Raw genomic sequence first — 17,300 nt, 5'->3', positions numbered from 1 at the left:
GTGTGCTGCATCCAGAAGTAGCTCATCGGGAAGGACCGGTGAAAGTGAACCACGCACAACCTCCTTGGGCTGTCGATTTGTTCGGCAGGAGTCAGGTCGACCTCGTACGCGACCGGCTCGGTCAACCCCCATGGCCTGCTCAAGCCGTACTGGGGCGTGGCATCCCTCCTGGACGAACAGGGGAGCCTCGACTGGGTCGTCCAACCCGAACCCCTGCCACTGCCGGCGACGCCGACCCGGCGTAGGCTCAGCGCTGTTCCGCAGCAGGCCACAGCGCCGGAGCACGTCAGCTTCGACGCGGGCGACCAGCCCGTGCCGATCCTGTTCGCGCGACCCGACGTGGACGAGAGGCGGGACGTGCCGCCCCTGACCGAGCCGGACCCGATCGAACCACTGGCCCACGAGGACGATGAGAACTGACCAGTCCCTGCTGCCCGGTACTACCGAACGTGGCGCGACCCCACGCGCCGTCCACGACGCCTTCGACCCCGCCCGGCTGACCCAGGCCAGGCGCCTGGCGGGAATGACGAAGAAGGACGTGGCAGAGCACCTCGGCGTGACACCCGCGGCAGTGGGCCAGTACGAGACGGGGGTGGCCAAGCCCCGCCCGGATCTCCTCCCGCGGCTCGCAGACACGCTCGACGTGCCGCTGCCCTTCTTCATCGCGGGCCGGCCAAGCAACCGGCTCGACTCCTCCATGGCGCACTTCCGTGCCCTGCGCAGCACACCCAAGGCCCAGCGCGAACGCGCCCTCGCATTCGCCGAACAGGTGTGGGAGCTGACCTACGCCCTGGAGAAGCGAGTCCAGCTCCCGCCCATCGACCTGCCGGGCTTCGCCGGCGGGGAGGTCCACCCTGGCGTCGATCTCCCCCTCGATCCCGCAGCGGCCGCACGCGAGTTGCGCAAGCGGTGGAACCTTGGAGACGGACCGGTCACCCATCTGGTCAGACGCATGGAAGCCCACGGGATCGTCGTCGTCATGCCAGCCGCCGACGAGGCAGCCCGCACGGTCGACGCCTTCTCCTCCCGGTCCGCGCGTCCGGCAGCGATCCTCACACCCAACCGCACCAACGACGTGTACCGCCACCGCTTCACCGCAGCGCACGAGCTGGGCCACCTCGTCCTGCACGGTGACGCCACAGGCGACAGCCGGCAGGAGCGCGAGGCTGACGCATTTGCGGCGGAATTCCTGACCCCGGCGGCAAGCATCACCCCACTGCTCCCTCGGCGCCTCGACCTCGCACAGCTCACCGGGCTGCGCCGAGTGTGGGGGGTCAGCGTCGATTCGCTCATCTACCGCTGCCGCGAGCTGGGCATGATCTCCGACGCCACTGCCAGCCGCGGATACCAGCGCCTGCGCGCGCTCGACGGCCAGCCCGGCTTCACCCCCGAGCCGGTCGACGGGTTCCCCGGCGAACAGCCCGCTCTGCTGACTCAGGCATACGAACTCGCCGAACGGGAGAAGGGTCTCACGATCCCCCGTCTGGCCGACGAGTTGGGATGGCATCCCGAGCGCGTCCGCCGCCTGCTGGGCTCACCCGACACCAGACCGATACTCCGTATCGTCTGACACTAAGCCCACAAAAGAAAGCGCCTGACCTGGGCTTTTGCCCGTCAGGCGCCTCTGCGCGATCCGATCGCGACGCAGCCCGGGTCGCACGCCACAGCCTCGTCGGCGCCGGCTGTTGTGTGAGGGCTGAAGGTGACGTCTCCCTCGCCCTCCGGGCGGCGGAGTCCCTCGGCGAGCATCTACCGGCCGGAGCGCCAACGCGCCAGGCCTGTGGGGCCGTCAAGGAGCGTGCATCCCTGCTCCTCGACGGCGTGCTACTGGGACCGACCGCCACGCTCTTTCGGGCCCAGTACCGCGCCTACGGCGGGCGGTACGCACCCTCGACAACGGCGACGCCAAGGTTCGACATGACACTGCGGACCGAGCCGCCTGGCTCGCCGGGGAGCAGCGACTGCGGTTGGTCCCGAGTGCGGCGGCGCCCGCGCGGTGCTGTGGCCCGCCGTGCCCGTGTGGACGTCGCCACTATCTCGCCGTCGTCAACCCGGCGCTGCTGTCCGTCCTTCCGCGGCCGGACGGATCGCTCTGACTACCTGTTGCAGGCTCGTCAGCCAGATGGCGGCGTCGACGGCGTAGTACAGCAGCGGGTCGGGTGCCCGGCCTTCCGAGGCGGCGCACACGTCGGCAATGACGGTGTGGTCCGTCGGCACGTTCGCCTCCGGGGGCTCGATGAGCGCGGAGGGTTGCTTCCCCGAGCGCAGATCGTACGTCAGCGACAGCGCGGTCAGCCGAAGATGGTGCGCGGCGTCGCGCAGGTGGGTGGCGCTGTGCGGCCAGGCCGCCAGCGCGCCCGGCGGGCAGTAGTCGACCAGGGTCTGCCCCATGATGATGGTCCGGTTCCCTGCGAGCATGATCGCCTGGAAGTCGGTTTCGGCGGGGTGTTCCGCGTCGGGGGCACCGCGCTCGGTGGCGTACTGCGCGTAGCTCGCCTCCGCGATCGTCTGGGCGCGGCGGGCTCGGACCAGCGCGTCGCCGGCCGTCCCGTTCCCAGTGATGGTGTCGATGATCTCGGTGACGGCGCGGGTGCCCCGGTCCAGCAGCCGGGTGCAGGCCCGTCGCAGCTCCCCGCCGCCGCCTTGCGGCCAGGCCAGCAACCCGATCAGGGCGCCGGTGACGCCGCCGATGACCATGTCCGTGAACCGGACCGCGGCCACCCCCGGCCGGGCGGGATCGAGCTGGGCGAAGGCAGCGACCGCGGCGATCGTGGAGAACGTCTGAACCCAGCCGGCGCCGAGCACGGGCCTCGCCGAGAACGCCAGAAGGTACGCGACCGGCATCACGACCGCGTACACCGCCACGTGGTCCGTCACGGAGAACACCATCACAGCCGTCACGGCGGCCCCCGCGAGCGTGCCGCCGAACGCCGGCCACAGCGCCGTGCGGGTGCCCGCGGCGCTGCTCCGCATCACGGTGACAGTGGCCAGCAGCGCCCAGATGCCGTGGGACAGATCGAGCACGCCCACGATCAGACGGCCGGCCGCCAGGGCCAGCGCGATCCGGACGGCGTTCTGGAAGTACACCGACCGGGGCGTGAGATGGGCCAGCAGGCGGCGCGCGTACAGCGAGGGCGCGGGCCGCCCTGCGTACCAGAACGGGCCCGGTCGATCCGCAGGCGACGTCGTGTCCGCGGGCACGGGCGCGCCAAGCACGATCCGCACCGCCGTGACCAGGAGAGCCCCGGTGTTCGCGATGTCCAGGGCGATCGCGCCGCCGCGCACCACGGCCTCGCCGCTCGCACCCAGCACCGGCAATTGGATGCGGCGGGCCTCGAAGTCGGCCGCGGCGGACGTGTACGGGGCGTCGGAAGGCGCCGGACCCCGGCCGGACAGCCCGAGGGCGACGCCGTGGCATGCGGTGGCCGACGCGTGCAGCAGCCGCGACGCCGCGGGGTCGCGGGCACCGGGCGTGTCGCGGGCGTCCTGCGTCAACTGCCGGGTCTGGGCCAGCAGATGCCGCATGTAGGCGGCGCCCTGGCACAGCGCCCGGTCCCGCGCCGCCGCCGACGTCGGGCGCTCGTCGGCCGGCACCCGGCTCATCCGCAGCTCTTGCGACGCAGCCATCAGCCGCTCCGGGCTGTCGACCGGTGGCCGCGGCTCCGCCGCGAGCGCCCGCAGCGCCCCGGCCGCCAGCGCCGCGGCGCGCGCCAGCCGGTCCGCGTAATGCCCCGGCGCGGGATCCGGCAGCAGCCACACCTCCGCCGCCGCCATCATCACCATCCCGGCCGCCAGCCCGGCCAGGCGCGCCCCCAGCGTCTCGGGGGCGTACGGCGGAAAGCACGCCAGCATGTAAAACGCCTGAAGGCCGCCTGCCAGCCCACCCAGCCGGGGCCCGCCCACCCCCGCGAACGTCACCAGGAAGCCCACCCCGAGCATCCCGAGGGCCGCCGTCCACGCATGCGCCCCGAGCACGGTGCCCAGGGTGACCAGCGCGGCCGCGACGGGCATCGCCGCCAGCAGCGTACGGGCGCGCTCACGCGGCGCACCCGGGACGAAGGACATCCCGCCCGAGGCGATCGCGCCGAACAGCGCGTAGACCGCCACCACACGGTCCCCCAGGCCGTAGCGCGCCGCGTAGAACCCCGCACACGCCACCAGCGTCACCCGCGCGGAACGACGCACCGCCCGCAGGCCCGGATCACGGGCCCGCAGCCACTCCAGCCCACCGCCAAAAGGCACCCGCAGACTCCTCGTTCATTCGGCACAGCGCACACGTGATCCCACTGTTCACGGTAGGCCGGGCGGGTGCGCCCGGCCTACCGGGCACCCCGGGCCGTTCGAGTGAGGGGGACCAGTTCCAGGTACCCCTCGCACCCAGGTCCTCGTGCGCCTCCGGCAGCAACAAGACGCGGCCCGGCGCACGCAGGCCCGGACAACTTTCCGAGGGCGAGCTCCAGCGCGCCGCACTGGCCAGAGCCCTGCTCGCCCACCCACGCCTACTGATCTGCGACGAGATCACATCCGGCCTCGGCACGATCACCTGGCGCGGCCTTCTCGACAGGCTTGCCGGGCTGCTGCGCGACCATCCCGATCCGGCCCTGATCCTGATCACCCACGATCCAGACACGGCCTCGCTGGCCGACTCGATCGCCGTCTTGGATTCCGGCCGGACAGTTGAGCAGGGCGGCGCACGCCAGGTGCTGGCATCTCCACGGCACCCTTGGGCAGCGGGCCGTTTTCAGCACGGGCCGTTTCCGGCGTGCTTCGAAGCAGCCATGGAGGCAATCCAGTCATCCCGGCCTCCCTCGACGGTCCCGCGCGTCCGCCACCCCGACCCTGTCGGACAAGCCCGCCACAGCCACAACAGCGTTGGAGGATGGGCCTCTACGGCTCCTTCTCCTACCCTCCGTCCTGCCGGCGTCCCGAATTCGCCGTCCTGCCCCTCGCACAGACCCCTGCTGGGGCTCGCGTCGACGGTGGACCGACTCACCCTCGCAGGTCAGCGAAGCGCCAACTACCGCCCGTAGAACCGTGAATCCAGGGCTCCGATGAGGCGTTTCTACAGGTCAGATGGGGCGAGCCGGGTCGGCGTTGCCTCGTCTTTGTCAGTCTGTTCCTGTCCTTGTGTCCTGACCGCGTCCCGAATGCTTCCCAGTTGGATGAACCGGAAAGACCGGGCCGACAGCCGCCCCGGGCAGTACGTAGCCGTCGAGCAGCAGGGCCGAGGGACGTACTCGAATGCCTCCCGCCGGACCTCCAGCTCCGTGACGTCTTCGCCCCGCGCCTCTAGGGCCTCGATCGCCCGCTCGCGCTACTACAGACCTGGGGCCGATCACCGTACTCTCCGTCGGGCCCCCTGCCGGCGGGGCGGACGCGCGCACCGGTGCTCGAGGCGCTGCGAGAAGGGCGCCCGCTGGACCGACGCCCGCTCGCCCGTCGGTCACCGCGTTGCAGTTGCGGCTCGCCCCACCCCCGCACACCGTGGGGGGATGGGTGATCGTGCCGCGGCCGAGGACGGGCTAGCCGGCTGGTGGGCGGAGCTGCCCCCAGGAGCAGGAACAGCGGTGATGGCGACCGGGATCGTCTCCATCGGGCTGCACCTGGTCGGGCAGGAGGCGTTCTCATGGACTCTGCTCGTCCTCGCGGCTGCTTCGTGGCTCGCACTCGCTGTCGACTTCGCGCGGCGGCTGCTGCGCGACTGGGACCGGTGGGAAGGCGAGGCGGACACGCCGCCCGCACTGAACGCCGTGGCCGCAACGACCCTCCTTGGGACCTGGTTCGCACTACATGGATGGTCAGGTATCGCCGTCGCCGCGCTGGTCGTCGCGGTACTGATCTGGCCGGTGCTGCTGACGGCGGTGGTGCGGCACTGGCAGCGGCGTTCGCCGGGGACGGTGTTCCTGGTGTGTGTCGCGACGCAGGGCCTGGCCGTGCTGGGCGGAACGCTGGCCCTCTCACTGCCCTCCGGGTGGCTCGCCTGGCCGACTCTCGGCTGCTTCGCGCTCGGGCTGGCGCTCTACCCGGTCGCCTTCGTCCGCTTCGACCTCGGCCAGATGCGGTCCGGCGCGGGCGAACAGTGGGTGGCGGGCGGGACGCTGGCGATCTCCGCGCTCGCCGGGACGAAGTTGCTGGCCGTGCCCGCCTGGCGCAACACCGCTCTGCACGACGCGCTGCGTCCGCTCACACTGGTCACGCTCGCGCTGTCCCTGTGCTGGTACGCCGCCCTCGTGTTCACCGAGGCGCGCTGGCCGCGTCCGCGCTACGACATGCGGCGCTGGGCGACGGTCTTCCCGATGGGCATGACGGCCGTCGCCACCCTGTCCGACGCCGACGCCGCGGCCATCGGCTGGCTGCGGACGCCGGGCCAGGTACTGCTCTGGGTCGCCGTCGCCGCCTGGGTACTCACACTCGTCGGGCTGGTCCGGCACTTGGCCGCGTACTCCCGGTGACCAGCACGTAAACGTCTAGCCGGCTCAGCTTCACTCCGCATTCGTTTTCGATCCCAAACCGGTGCTCCAGGACTCGGGCAAGGGCGCTTGACTGGATGATTGAGATTCCGCCGACCTTCTCTGTTTGCACGTCCGTGATCGGACAACACCGCCGCACGCGCGTGCTGGATCGGGTGATGTTGCGGTGGTCTGGGCATGAAGGCAGGGCCTCTTGGCAGCTCGTGGGGTGCGGCGCTATCCATCGGACATGACGGACGCAAAGTGGGCGGTCGTCCGTCCTCTGCTGCCATTGCCGGCCTGGCTGGAGGGCCGGGGCGGACAGCCTGAGGGCTGCTGCCACCGCATCACGCTCGACGCAGTTCGCCACCTCCTTGGCCAACGGCATCAAGTGGCAGGCGGTCCCCGCGGACTTCCCCGCCTGGGACCGCGTCAATGCCTTCTTCCGCCGCTGGCGCCGCCAAGGCCTGATCGCCGAGTTCCACCACCGGCTCCGAGCCCGGGTGCCGGAAACGGAAGGACGTGAGGCGGAGCCGACGGCCGCCGTCATCGACTCGCAGTCCTTGCGGGCCGCCGACACCGTCGGCGCCGGATCACGCGGCTGGGACCAGGGAAAGAAGGTCGGCGGCCGCAAGCGCCACCTGACAGTGGACTGCGCCGGCCTGCTCCTGGTCGAGCAGCCAGGATCACGCAGCAGCCGCAGGCACCGCTGACCCAACGGCTGGGGCGAACACCCCGGGCGTCTCCTCCACCGCCCACCCCCGCACCACCAGCCGCTTGGCCATCGACCGCACACACTCGATCTTCGCGGGCACCGCCTCCCGCCCCAGGGCAACGGTCAGATCCCTGGCCCGCACCCCGCCCGCGGCTGTCCCCGCTTCCAGCAGACCAAGCACCGACACCATCGGCCACCCCGCACACCCAACGAGAAACAGGACAGCCCATCCCTGCCTCGACTGAACGACACCCACTCCCACCAGCGGAAACCCAGCCGCCAAGTTCGGATCGACAACGGGTTCTGAGATGCGAGGCAGCGCAGCCGAAGCAAGGATTGAGATGTGAGGGCGACGGCGCCTCATGTCCGGGGCGCTTGGCGGGCGGCCCTCGGACCGACCCGCGGCAGGAAGGATCTCACTATGACTGCGACGACAGGTGCAACCCAGCCGGCTCACCCCGAGCGCCCGGGCAGGTCGGACGGGGTCTGCGGCGAGTTCACCGTCTTTACCAAGATCAAGCCGGGCCATGCGGATGCTCTGCGTAAGGATCTCGCCGCGATGGCCGACTCGGCGGCTGACACGGCGAACCGTGGGGCGCTGCGCGAGATCGGCACTCTGCATGACGCACGCCATGTGATCTTCGACAACGGCACCCAGCACATGTTTGCAAGTGTCTTCGACGGCTCCTGGGACACGTACATCGACGACTTCGGCAAGACGGTAATCGGGGCGAACTTCGACAGGGTCTTCTCGCACGCCGAAGGGTTTCCTGGCATCAGCGATCCGGGGGTGAAGGACTGGTTTGTCGCCCACCAGGCGCCCGCGGGGAGCTTCGTCAGTTCCTATCCCGATCTGACCGTTCAGCAGATCTGGAAGGACCAGCGCGTGAACGAGGCGTTCCAGGAGGTGCTGGACACCCCCGAGTTCCGGGCGGCGCTGGACAACCCGGCCAATGCGGAGTTGCTGGCCACGCCTGCCTTCCAGAAGCTGCTGGACGAAGCCGCGGGCTAGAACCAGGACACAACCAACCATCAGAGCCGACCCCACATCTGTGGACCGCGTCGGCAGGCGCGGGCCGGCACTGCGGGGCTGCCCGGGCACAGGCCGATGTGGAGGCACAAGCAAAGCATGAATGCGACGTCAAGCAGCAGTGTGGCCAGCGTGCACATCGAGATCGACGACATCCAAAGCGGGGCATTGCGTCCACGGCCGGTGCCGTACGACGGGAAGTTCATCTTTCTGCGCGTCGATGACCGCCACGCCGGGCGCGCCCTGCTGCGGCGGCTGCTCCCGGTGACGGCGGCTGGTCTGCCTAGTGCGGACCGGAGCCAGGAGGCCTGGGTGGCGGTGGCGTTCACCTACCAGGGACTGAAGGCACTGGGGGTGCCCCAGGAGTCGCTGGACAGCTTTCCGCAGGCATTCCGTGAGGGCATGGCCGCCCGGGCGGAGCTGATCGGTGACGTGGGCGAGAGTGCGCCGACCCACTGGGAGGCACCGTTCGGAACCGGCGATGTCCACATCGCGTTGAGCGCCCTGGCCTCCGATGCGGCGCAACTGGACAGGCAGCTGGAGCGGGCCCGCGTCGCCTTCCAGGACACGCCCGGTGTCCAGGTGATCTGGCAGCAGGAGGTCCACCAGCTCCCGACCGGGCGTACCACCTTCGGCTTCCGTGACGGCATCAGCCATCCGAACATCGAGGGCGTCGGCCTGCCCGGCTCCAACCCGCAGGAAGTCCCCATCAAGACGGGCGAGTTCATTCTCGGCTACCCCGACGAAACCGGCAACGTGCCGCCCATGCCCAGCCCTGATGTGCTGGGGCGCAACGGGACCTACGCGGCCGTGCGCAAGGTCCACACCAACGTGGCGGCCTGGCGCCGGTACCTGCGCGCGAACTCCTCCAGCGCCGAGGAGGAGGCGCTCCTGGCGGCGAAGATGGTCGGGCGCTGGCCCAGCGGGGCGCCGCTGGCGCTGGCGCCGGAGCACGATGATCCGGAGCTGGCGGCCGATCCGCACCGCGTCAACGACTTCCTGTACCGGGAGAACGACGACCGAGGGTTCCGGTGTCCCGCCGGTGCGCACATCCGGCGCACCAACCCCCGCGATTCCACCATCATCGGCGACGCGCGGATGCACCGCCTCATCCGCCGCGGCACCACCTACGGCCCGCCGCTGCCCGAGGACGTGCTGGAAGACGACGGCGCCGAGCGGGGCCTGGTCGGAGTCTTCCTCGGAGCCCATCTGGAACGGCAGTTCGAGTTCATCAAGGCCGAATGGGTCAACGACGGCAACTTCATCGGCTACCCCGGTGAGAAGGACCCGGTGGCCGGGCATCACGGCGGAACCGGCAGCGTCACCATCCCCGAGAAGCCGGTCCGGCGCCGCCTGCAGAATCTGCCCAGCTTCGTGGTCACCCGCGGCGGCGAGTACTGCTTCCTGCCCGGCCTGCGCGCCCTGCGCTGGCTCGCGGAGCTCGAGGGCTGAACGCAGTTCCCGCGCTCTGAGGCCACCACGGTCTTCGCGAAAAGAGGTCGACATCATGGCAGCACGGTTCGTCCCCTACACGCCGGACGTCGAAGACGACGACCCGAACTTCGACAAGAACCTGCAGACGGTGATCAAAAAGACCGAGAGCTACATCGCCGAGTCAGTCACGGCCGGTGGCACCGGCCGGGCCTTTCGAGACGCCCACGCCAAGGGCTACGGGCTGGTCCGAGGAGAAGTGGAGATCCTGGACGGGCTGCCCCCCGAGTACGCCCAAGGAATCTACGCGACTCCGGGAACCCACGACGCGCTCATCCGCTTCTCCAACGGCTCACCCCACGCCGGAGCCGACGCACGACTGGGCAACGGCACCGGACTGGCACTGAAGATCTTCGACATCCCCGGCCCGACCCTGCTGGAAGACGAACCGGACACAGGCACATTCGACTACGCCAACATCAACGCACCGATCTTCTTCTGCAACACAGTCGAGCACTACCTCTTCATCCAGGAACTGTTCCTGAACTCGTCGGCCTACTTCTCCCAGGGCCGACCCGGCGCACATCGTTTCTATGCCGAATTCTTGACCGGAAAGGGAACCCTCAACCAGGACAACTGGGCATGGGACGAGCTCCTGGCCTTCGTGCACCTGTCAAAGAACCCTCCGGTCAATCTACTGCTGTCGAGCTACTGGACCATGGGCGCGGTCCGCCACGGGGACTACATCGCCAAGGTGCGCATCACCCCCGACCCGCACTTCGCCGCCGCGGTGGTCCGGCGCGCCATCGACAAGGCCTCGGCACCGGAGGTCTTCCGGCCGGCCCTGGTGGCCGAGCTGCAGGAGCGGCCCTACGCCTTCGACATCCAGGTCCAGCTCTGCACCGACCTGGAGCGGATGCCGGTGGAGGACACCACCGTGGAGTGGCCCGAGCAGCTGTCGCCGTGCGTCACGGTGGCCAAGCTGCGGTTGCCACAACAGGACATCTCCGGTCAGGACAACCGGGAGAAGATGGACGCGTTGTCCTTCACACCCTGGCGGGTCACCGCCGAGCACGCGCCCCTGGGCAACATCATGCGGGCCCGCAAAGAGGTCTACCGGCACTCCTCCATCGCGCGCCACAAGCTCAACCAGCAGCCGCGCACAGAGCCCCGAAGCGCCGACGAGGTACTTGGTGCCTGACCCGGCCCACCACCGCGACTACGCCGAGGGCGAGTAGTACAACGCTCACAACAAGCAGCGACTGAGCACGATCGCCTGGAAGTCGGTTTCGGCGGGGTGTTCCGCGTCGGGGGCACCGCGCTCGGTGGCGTACTGCGCGTAGCTCGCCTCCGCGATCGTCTGGGCGAGGCGGGCCCGGACCAGCGCGTCGCCGGCCGTCCCGTTCCCAGTGATGGTGTCGATGATCTCGGTGACGGCGCGGGTGCCCCGGTCCAGCAGCCGGGTGCAGCACATCGCTGCTGCGCAGCCTCGAGACACGGACGGTGGCAGCCCAGTTCCGGCGCATCGCGCAGGGCGGCCCCCGGCTCACGGAGTACCGCTTCGACTACCTGGGCCCCGCCGGGCACGGCAGTACCACGAAACCCTGGCACCTCTCCTTTTCAGTCGAGCCGCATGCACAGCCCCCCACTAACATTCACGTGCTGATCGGTCGGAACGGGGTCGGAAAGACCACGGTGCTCGGCGACATCACCAGGGCCGTCGTACATCCGGAAGAGGACAGCGATGCCGTCGGGCGTCTCATCTGGGGCGAGGATGGACCCGGCTCCTTCGTTAACGTGGTCTGCGTGACCTTCAGCGCCTTCGACCCGGCTCAGGAGCAGTTCGAGTCGGAACAGGGTGCTGCTGAACAGGGTGAGCTGGAAGGCTGGGACGGTGCGCTGGACGTTGCCGACGGCCAACCACCTCCCGCGGCCGAGGACAACGTTGCGGGTGTCTCCTACAGGTATGTGGGCCTTGCCAAGGTGGATGAGCTGGGGCGCCCGACTCGGGAGCGCAAGACGCGCCTTGACCTAAGCAAGGAGTTCGCCAAGAGCGTGGAGGAGGTTGTCGCCGCCGGCCGAGTCCACAGTTGGATCAAGGCGCTAGAGGCGTTGGGTAGCGACCCGTACTTCTTCGAATCTCCGGTCCGCTCCTTCGCGCAGGCTCTGCTGGACCGAGGCGTGTTCGGCCGTACGAGCGACCGTGACACTGCCTTGGAGATCTTTTCCAGTCTCAGCTCGGGGCATGCGATTGTCCTGCTGACGATGACGCGTCTGGTGGAAACCGTCGCCGAGCGGTCGCTGGTGCTCCTCGACGAGCCTGAAGGACATCTGCATCCCCCGCTTCTGCCTCCTTCGTCAGGGCCCTGTCCGACCTGCTCACCGACCGCAATGCGGTCGCAGTCCTGGGCACCCACTCGCCGGTGGTCCTGCAGGAGGTCCCGCGCTCCTGTGTCTGGAAGGTCAGCCGCCAGGGCACCATGCAGCCGGAGCGGCCATCGATCGAGACCTACGGCGAGAACGTCGGGGTTCTCACCCACGAGATATTCGGCCTCGAAGTCCGACGGTCCGGGTTTCACGCCGAGATCGAGAAGGCAGTCCGGGAACTGGGCACGTACGAGCAGGTCCTGGCCCGATTCGGCGGACAGCTCGGCGGGGAGGCGAAGGGCCTCGCACGGATTCTGCTCGCCTACCAAACGTCGCAGGGGCGCCGCTGATGTGTCCGCTGGAGCCGCCTAGGGTCACCGCCCGTCAAAGTTACGAGGCGTGTGTGGCCGGCACCAGGAACGCGTCCCGCCAGGCGCGACTTCTGGCCGCCACTGACAGCATCGAGGAAGCGGGCGAGCAATTCCGGTGCGCGGCCCAGCAAGGCTCCCTGCACACCCTGGAGTGCGTGGCCTTCGCTCTACCGAATATCTCAGCGGCCGAAGCCGTGGCGTGGATCTACGAGAACGGCATGCTCGGTACCAAGAACGGTCGAGTCATCTACGAGCAGCTGAGAACAGCCCCGCAACATGATCGTTGCCCCTTGTGCGGACACGGGGTCGTCAGAACCCTTGACCACGTCCTGCCAAAGAAGTCGTTCCCCGCGTTGTGCGTCGATCCCTTGAATCTGGTGCCCGCCTGCGCCGACTGCAACCACGCCAAGGGCGACGCCCTCCCGACGAGTCTTGAGACGACTCCCCTGCACCCCTACCTCGACCGCATCGACGATGACCACTGGCTCGACGCGAGGATCGTGGACGACAGCCCTCTTTGGCTCGAATTCTTCGTCAGCCCCTCGCCATCCTGGGATCAAGTCCTCGCTGATCGAGTTCAGTACCACTTCGGACTTTTTGGACTGTCCAGTCTCTTCGCCATCCAAGCGAACCGCACCCTGAGCGGCATCCTCAGCCTGCTCACCACTCTGCGTCACACTGGTGGGGCCCAGGAAGTGCGCAACTACTTGGCGGACGAGGCCGCCACACGCCTCGCTGACCGCCCCAACGGCTGGGAAGGAGTCACTTACCGGACTCTGGCGAGCAGCGACAATTTCTGCAACGGCGGCGTCATACCCTGACTCCGGAGATTCAGCACACACTGCCGGTGATTGCGCAGCAAGCGCGCACGGTCCGGGCCTCGATCGCCTAGGCGATCAGCACATCATTCCTCGCCGAGCAGCAGCTACGTCTGGTCTGCCCGGGGGCGCAACCTCCAGCACCCGCACAGTCTCCCGCCAGTGGCTGGCGGGCAGGACCGGAGCAGCGAGGCTGTTGTCACTTGTCCACAAGGTCCACCACATGCCACCGCGCCCACTCCGGCGACAGATCGAACGCCTTGGCCAGCTCCGCCGACAAAGCCGTCGGAGCCGACGAGGGAAGGGCGGCATCCGCCGTCCTTTGCGGGCAAGGCAATCTGGCGCAAACCTAGGGCCGATCTAACTACTCGTCAGTAAAGTCAGCAAAAGGTCAGCATTCGTCCAACCAGAGCTGATTACAGCCTGCAACACCTGAGACTCGATCGCGCACCCCGAAGGCCGTCGGACAATGTCCGACGACCCCCCTTCGGCAACAAGAAGCGGAAAGGGTGCCGCGCGCGCTGCGCCCGGCCGGGGGCGGCATGAAATGGCAGGTCAACGCACTCTTCCCCTGGGCTTCAGGTGAGTTGGCGGCAGTTCGGGGGACGGAATCGGAGGGCCGTCGTAGCCCTTCACCTCACCGAATCGCGTCCCGTTCATCCAGTCTTCGCGAGCCTGCGCGATATCATCGTGTGACCGTCCGATCCAGTTCCAGAACATCACGATCTCCTCCTCGAACGGCTCGCCGCCCAGGAGCATCAGGCCCGCGTCCGCCGTCGCGCGCAGGGGGAGTTCCGTGCGGCCGCAGCCGAGGTAGAGCATCGAGCCCGGGAGGACCGGGACGCCGTCCACGTGGGCTTCCCCCGACATCGAGAGCACCGCGTACTCGAAGTCCGGGTCGAGCGGGAGCCTGGTCTCGGTGCCCGCCGCGAGGGCGAGGTCGGCGCCGACGATGGGGCTGTACGCCGTGCCCGGCGAGGTGGCCGTGTCCAGGGTGCCCAGGATGACCGTCGCGGTCAGGCCCGGCGCCGTCACCTGCGGGAGCTGCGCGTGGTGCTGGAAGTGCGGATCCACGTTGCGGTGGACCTCGGGGAGGGCCACCCACAGCTGGGCCCCGTGCAGGACGCGGCCGTGCGAGCGGGGGCTCTCCTCGGAGTGGCTGATGCCGCGGCCGGAGGTCATCAGGCCGAGCTCGCGCGGGCGGATCGTCTCAAGGCTGCCGACGCTGTCCCGGTGGAGCACCTCGCCGTCGTGGAGCCAGCTCACGGTCTGGAGCCCGGTGTGGGGGTGCGGGGCGACCTGCATGCCGGGCTCGCCGGCGATGTCGTCCGGGCCGTAGTGGTCGACGAAGCACCAAGCGCCCACCATGCGGCGGCCCAGGTTCGGCAGGAGTCGGCGGACCTCGGTGGACTCCCCGAGCTTGACCGTGCGCGGGCTGAGGAGCTCGCGGACGGGTTCGGCCACGACGAATCCGCGGCCGCCGCAAGCGGAGAGAGCGGGCTGGCGATCGAGATTGCTCATACCGCACAACTTAGTACCCCCACCAGCGCCCTGTTCGGTGGAATGTCCGGCTGCCGTCTCGTGTTGGAGGGGGCGGACACACCACCCGAACGGCGGAAGGGACGCGATGGACACGGCGACGGCGTACTTCGAGCACGGAACGGCAGCCGAGCGCTGGGAGCGGGCCCGGCTCTTCTTCGACGCGAAGGAGTACGCGACGGCCGCCCGCGTCCTGCACGCGCTGGCCGCCGAGGCCCCCGAGCAGCTGGCGCCCCGGCTGCTGCTGGCCCGCGCCTACTACCACTCCGCCCAGCTCTCCCGCGCCGACCAGGAGCTCCGCGCCATCCTGGAGCGCTGGCCGGTGGAGGACTACGCGCAGCTGATGCTCGGCCGGACGCTGGAGCGCCTGGGCCGTGCCGACGAGGCGGCCCGGTACCTGCGGCTCGCCGCCGCCATGGCCGGAGACTTCCCCGAGTAGGTGGAGAAAAGGCTGCGCCGTGCCGGGCCGGGCTGCCGTCTCGGTTAGCCTGGGGGCACGATGAACCGTCTGACCACGCCTTTCGGCTCCTACGAGCTCACCCGCTTCCCCGAAGACCCGCGCGACCAGCTCCGCGCCTGGGACGCCGCCGACGAGTACCTGCTGCGCCACCTCGACTCCGGTACGGGGGAACGCGGCCCGGTGGACCTGGCCGGCGCCGGGCAGATCACCATCCTCGGGGACCGCTGGGGGGCGCTGACGACGGCTCTGGCCGCGTACCGCCCGACGCAGATCACCGACTCCTACCTGGCCCGGTCCGGTACCGCCGCGAACCTGGACCGCGCCGGGATCGGCACCGCCAAGTCCACGGTGCGGCTGCTGACCACCCAGGACCCGCCGCCCGAGCGGATCGACGTGCTCCTGGTCCGGGTGCCGAAGAGCCTGGCGCTGCTGGAGGACCAGCTGTACCGGCTGGCTCCGCACGTGCACGCGGGCACGGTCGTCGTGGGCACCGGCATGGTAAAGGAGATCCACACCTCCACGCTGAAGCTCTTCGAGCGGATCCTCGGCCCGACCAAGACCTCGCTCGCCGAGAAGAAGGCCCGGCTGATCTTCTGCACGCCCAGTGCCGCTGCGGCGCGCACGGTCGACCCGTGGCCGGTCACCTACACCCTGGACGAGGACGCGGGCTCGGGCGCCGGCCTGACCGCCGTCAACCACGCCGGAATCTTCTGCGCGGACCGGCTCGACGTCGGCACCCGCTTCTTCCTCCAGAGCATCCCGACCAACACCAACGGCGCCCGGGTCGTGGACCTGGGCTGCGGCAACGGCGTCGTCGGCACGGCCGTCGCGGTCGCCGACCCGCGCGCGGAAATCGTCTTCACCGACGAGTCGTACCAGGCGGTCGCCTCCGCCAAGGCCACGTTCCGCGCCAACGTCCACCGCGAGCGCGAGCGGGCCGATTTCCTCGTCGGCGACGGCGTGGCCATGCTGGACCCGAGCTCGGTCGACCTGGTCCTGTGCAACCCGCCGTTCCACTCCCACCAGGCGACGACGGACGCGACGGCGCTGCGCATGTTCGCGCAGTCGCGCAAGGTGCTGCGTCCGGGCGGCGAGCTGTGGGTGGTCGCCAACCGCCACATGGGCTACCACACCCACCTGCGCCGCCTCTTCGGCAACAGTGAAGTCACGGCGAGCGAACCGAAGTTCGTGGTGTTGCGGGCAGTCAAGCGGGACGAGCGGTCGCGCCCCATGTGACCTGCCGGTACACCCGCCGGTAGGTCCCCCGCCAGGTCCTACACTCGGCCGCGTGAGCAGCCTGGTGCGAGAAGACGGTACGGACGGCAGGACCGGTGCGACGGACGGCACGCGCTACCGTCGCGAGGACCTGGCCCGCGCGGCCGGCGTCAAGGTGCGCAACCTGCGCTACTACCAGGAGCGCGGGCTGCTCCCGCCACCGCGCCGCGAGGGCCGGATCGCCTGGTACTCCGCGGACCACTTGACCCGGCTGCGGCTGATCAGCGATCTGCTGGGGCGCGGGTACAGCGTCAACGGGATCGCCGAGCTGCTGCACGCTTGGGAGGCCGGCGGCGGCCTGTCCCAACTGCTGGGCCTGGAGCGGGCGATGACCCGCGACTGGGTCCAGGAGGAGCCGGTCACCATGACCCTGGCCGAGCTGCGCGAGCTGTTCGGCCCGGCGGCGACGGCCGAGGACACCCGGCGGGCCGCGGAGCTGGGGTACGTAAGGATCGAGGGCGACCGGGTCACGCACCGGAGCCGGCGGCTGCTGGAGGCGACGCTCACCCTCGTGCGCCAGGGCGTACCGCTGGCGGAGATCCTCGATGCGGGGGATTTCGTGCAGGTTCAAGCGGCCGCGCTCGCCGACCGGTTCGTCGGACTGTTCCGGCGGCATGTGATCGGCCCGGACGGGCTGGAGCAGCTTTCGGCCAGCCAGCTGGATCACATCTCGGATGCGGCGGCGGCGCTGCGTCCGGTGGCGGGCGAGGTCGTGGCCGCGGAGTTCGCCCGGGCGATGGGCCGGCGGGTGGAGGCGGAGGTCGCCGAACTACTGCGCACGGAGCAGTGACCGACGGGTAGGAGTCGGCCGAAAAGGCACGGTCGAACAACCTTGCCAACCCCCA

At 69.6% G+C, this 17,300-nt stretch carries 16 protein-coding genes and 1 pseudogene; 13 read left to right on the top strand and 4 right to left on the bottom strand.

The window, feature by feature from the left end:
• The first annotated feature begins 156 nt into the window (after positions 1-156).
• Both OG974_RS05620 and OG974_RS05615 read left to right on the top strand, forming a co-directional pair.
• Positions 157-420, top strand: a complete 264-nt coding sequence (locus OG974_RS05620) for a hypothetical protein (protein ID WP_327279818.1) — start codon at positions 157-159, stop codon at positions 418-420.
• On the top strand, positions 410-1,570 hold the full coding sequence (locus tag OG974_RS05615) for an XRE family transcriptional regulator (RefSeq protein ID WP_329315333.1): 1,161 nt from the start codon (positions 410-412) through the stop codon (positions 1,568-1,570). Before OG974_RS05620 ends, OG974_RS05615 begins: the two co-directional genes overlap by 11 nt.
• Positions 1,571-2,046: 476 nt before the next feature.
• Here OG974_RS05615 and OG974_RS05610 read toward each other — a convergent pair whose 3' ends face one another.
• Positions 2,047-4,242, bottom strand: a complete 2,196-nt coding sequence (locus OG974_RS05610) for an FUSC family protein (protein ID WP_371645627.1) — start codon at positions 4,240-4,242, stop codon at positions 2,047-2,049.
• A gap of 182 nt (positions 4,243-4,424) precedes the next feature.
• Between OG974_RS05610 and OG974_RS05605 the strand changes: the two are divergent.
• From OG974_RS05605 to OG974_RS05580, 6 genes and pseudogenes are all read left to right on the top strand, one after another.
• A pseudogene (locus OG974_RS05605) lies at positions 4,425-4,727 on the top strand (ATP-binding cassette domain-containing protein); the annotation flags it as partial.
• Positions 4,728-5,492: 765 nt separating this feature from the next.
• On the top strand, positions 5,493-6,452 hold the full coding sequence (locus tag OG974_RS05600) for a tellurite resistance/C4-dicarboxylate transporter family protein (protein ID WP_371645625.1): 960 nt from the start codon (positions 5,493-5,495) through the stop codon (positions 6,450-6,452).
• Positions 6,453-6,823: 371 nt separating this feature from the next.
• Entirely contained in the window at positions 6,824-7,162 is a 339-nt protein-coding gene (locus OG974_RS05595; RefSeq protein ID WP_371645622.1) for a transposase, read from the top strand.
• Between the two features lie 423 nt (positions 7,163-7,585).
• Positions 7,586-8,176 (top strand): hypothetical protein, encoded by a 591-nt coding sequence (locus OG974_RS05590; RefSeq protein WP_327279813.1) that lies wholly within the window; start codon positions 7,586-7,588, stop codon positions 8,174-8,176.
• Positions 8,177-8,293: 117 nt separating this feature from the next.
• Positions 8,294-9,646 (top strand): Dyp-type peroxidase, encoded by a 1,353-nt coding sequence (locus tag OG974_RS05585; protein WP_327279812.1) that lies wholly within the window; start codon positions 8,294-8,296, stop codon positions 9,644-9,646.
• A gap of 55 nt (positions 9,647-9,701) precedes the next feature.
• The gene (locus OG974_RS05580) at positions 9,702-10,826 is read left to right on the top strand and encodes a catalase family protein (protein WP_327279811.1); all 1,125 of its coding nucleotides are present in this window, start codon (positions 9,702-9,704) and stop codon (positions 10,824-10,826) included.
• A gap of 45 nt (positions 10,827-10,871) precedes the next feature.
• Here the strand turns inward: OG974_RS05580 and OG974_RS05575 are convergent, their stop codons facing one another.
• Complete coding sequence (locus tag OG974_RS05575) at positions 10,872-11,099, bottom strand: hypothetical protein (RefSeq protein ID WP_327279810.1); 228 nt, start codon at positions 11,097-11,099, stop codon at positions 10,872-10,874.
• Between the two features lie 146 nt (positions 11,100-11,245).
• Positions 11,246-11,545, bottom strand: a complete 300-nt coding sequence (locus tag OG974_RS05570; RefSeq protein WP_327279809.1) for a hypothetical protein — start codon at positions 11,543-11,545, stop codon at positions 11,246-11,248.
• Between the two features lie 503 nt (positions 11,546-12,048).
• On the opposite strand from OG974_RS05570, the gene OG974_RS05565 reads away from it, so the two are divergent.
• Complete coding sequence (locus OG974_RS05565; protein WP_327279808.1) at positions 12,049-12,342, top strand: hypothetical protein; 294 nt, start codon at positions 12,049-12,051, stop codon at positions 12,340-12,342.
• Between the two features lie 53 nt (positions 12,343-12,395).
• Positions 12,396-13,184, top strand: coding sequence for a hypothetical protein (locus OG974_RS05560; RefSeq protein ID WP_328764469.1), 789 nt, complete (start codon positions 12,396-12,398; stop codon positions 13,182-13,184).
• A gap of 552 nt (positions 13,185-13,736) precedes the next feature.
• Here the strand turns inward: OG974_RS05560 and OG974_RS05555 are convergent.
• A complete protein-coding gene (locus OG974_RS05555; protein WP_327279806.1) occupies positions 13,737-14,702 on the bottom strand; it encodes a pirin family protein in 966 nt (321 codons plus the stop codon).
• A 106-nt stretch (positions 14,703-14,808) separates the two neighbouring features.
• Between OG974_RS05555 and OG974_RS05550 the strand changes: the two genes are divergently transcribed.
• From OG974_RS05550 to OG974_RS05540, 3 genes are all read left to right on the top strand, one after another.
• Positions 14,809-15,159, top strand: coding sequence for a tetratricopeptide repeat protein (locus OG974_RS05550; RefSeq protein ID WP_327279805.1), 351 nt, complete (start codon positions 14,809-14,811; stop codon positions 15,157-15,159).
• A gap of 69 nt (positions 15,160-15,228) precedes the next feature.
• Entirely contained in the window at positions 15,229-16,416 is a 1,188-nt protein-coding gene (locus tag OG974_RS05545) for a methyltransferase (RefSeq protein ID WP_371646746.1), read from the top strand.
• A gap of 52 nt (positions 16,417-16,468) precedes the next feature.
• The gene (locus OG974_RS05540; protein WP_328764466.1) at positions 16,469-17,245 is read left to right on the top strand and encodes a MerR family transcriptional regulator; all 777 of its coding nucleotides are present in this window, start codon (positions 16,469-16,471) and stop codon (positions 17,243-17,245) included.
• Positions 17,246-17,300 lie beyond the last annotated feature (55 nt).

Source organism: Streptomyces sp. NBC_00597, assembly GCF_041431095.1.
Lineage (GTDB): Bacteria > Actinomycetota > Actinomycetes > Streptomycetales > Streptomycetaceae > Streptomyces.
This window is presented reverse-complemented; position numbering and strand designations above follow the sequence as displayed.

What these genes read in the sequence shown, in the direction of transcription:
- OG974_RS05615 (WP_329315333.1), top strand. Translation starts at nt 410, where the DNA reads ATGAGAACTGACCAGTCCCTGCTGCCCGGTACTACCGAACGTGGCGCG.
- OG974_RS05600 (WP_371645625.1), top strand. Translation starts at nt 5,493, where the DNA reads ATGGGTGATCGTGCCGCGGCCGAGGACGGGCTAGCCGGCTGGTGGGCG.
- OG974_RS05590 (WP_327279813.1), top strand. Translation starts at nt 7,586, where the DNA reads ATGACTGCGACGACAGGTGCAACCCAGCCGGCTCACCCCGAGCGCCCG.
- OG974_RS05585 (WP_327279812.1), top strand. Translation starts at nt 8,294, where the DNA reads ATGAATGCGACGTCAAGCAGCAGTGTGGCCAGCGTGCACATCGAGATC.
- OG974_RS05580 (WP_327279811.1), top strand. Translation starts at nt 9,702, where the DNA reads ATGGCAGCACGGTTCGTCCCCTACACGCCGGACGTCGAAGACGACGAC.
- OG974_RS05575 (WP_327279810.1), bottom strand. Translation starts at nt 11,099, where the DNA reads ATGTGCTGCACCCGGCTGCTGGACCGGGGCACCCGCGCCGTCACCGAG.
- OG974_RS05555 (WP_327279806.1), bottom strand. Translation starts at nt 14,702, where the DNA reads ATGAGCAATCTCGATCGCCAGCCCGCTCTCTCCGCTTGCGGCGGCCGC.
- OG974_RS05550 (WP_327279805.1), top strand. Translation starts at nt 14,809, where the DNA reads ATGGACACGGCGACGGCGTACTTCGAGCACGGAACGGCAGCCGAGCGC.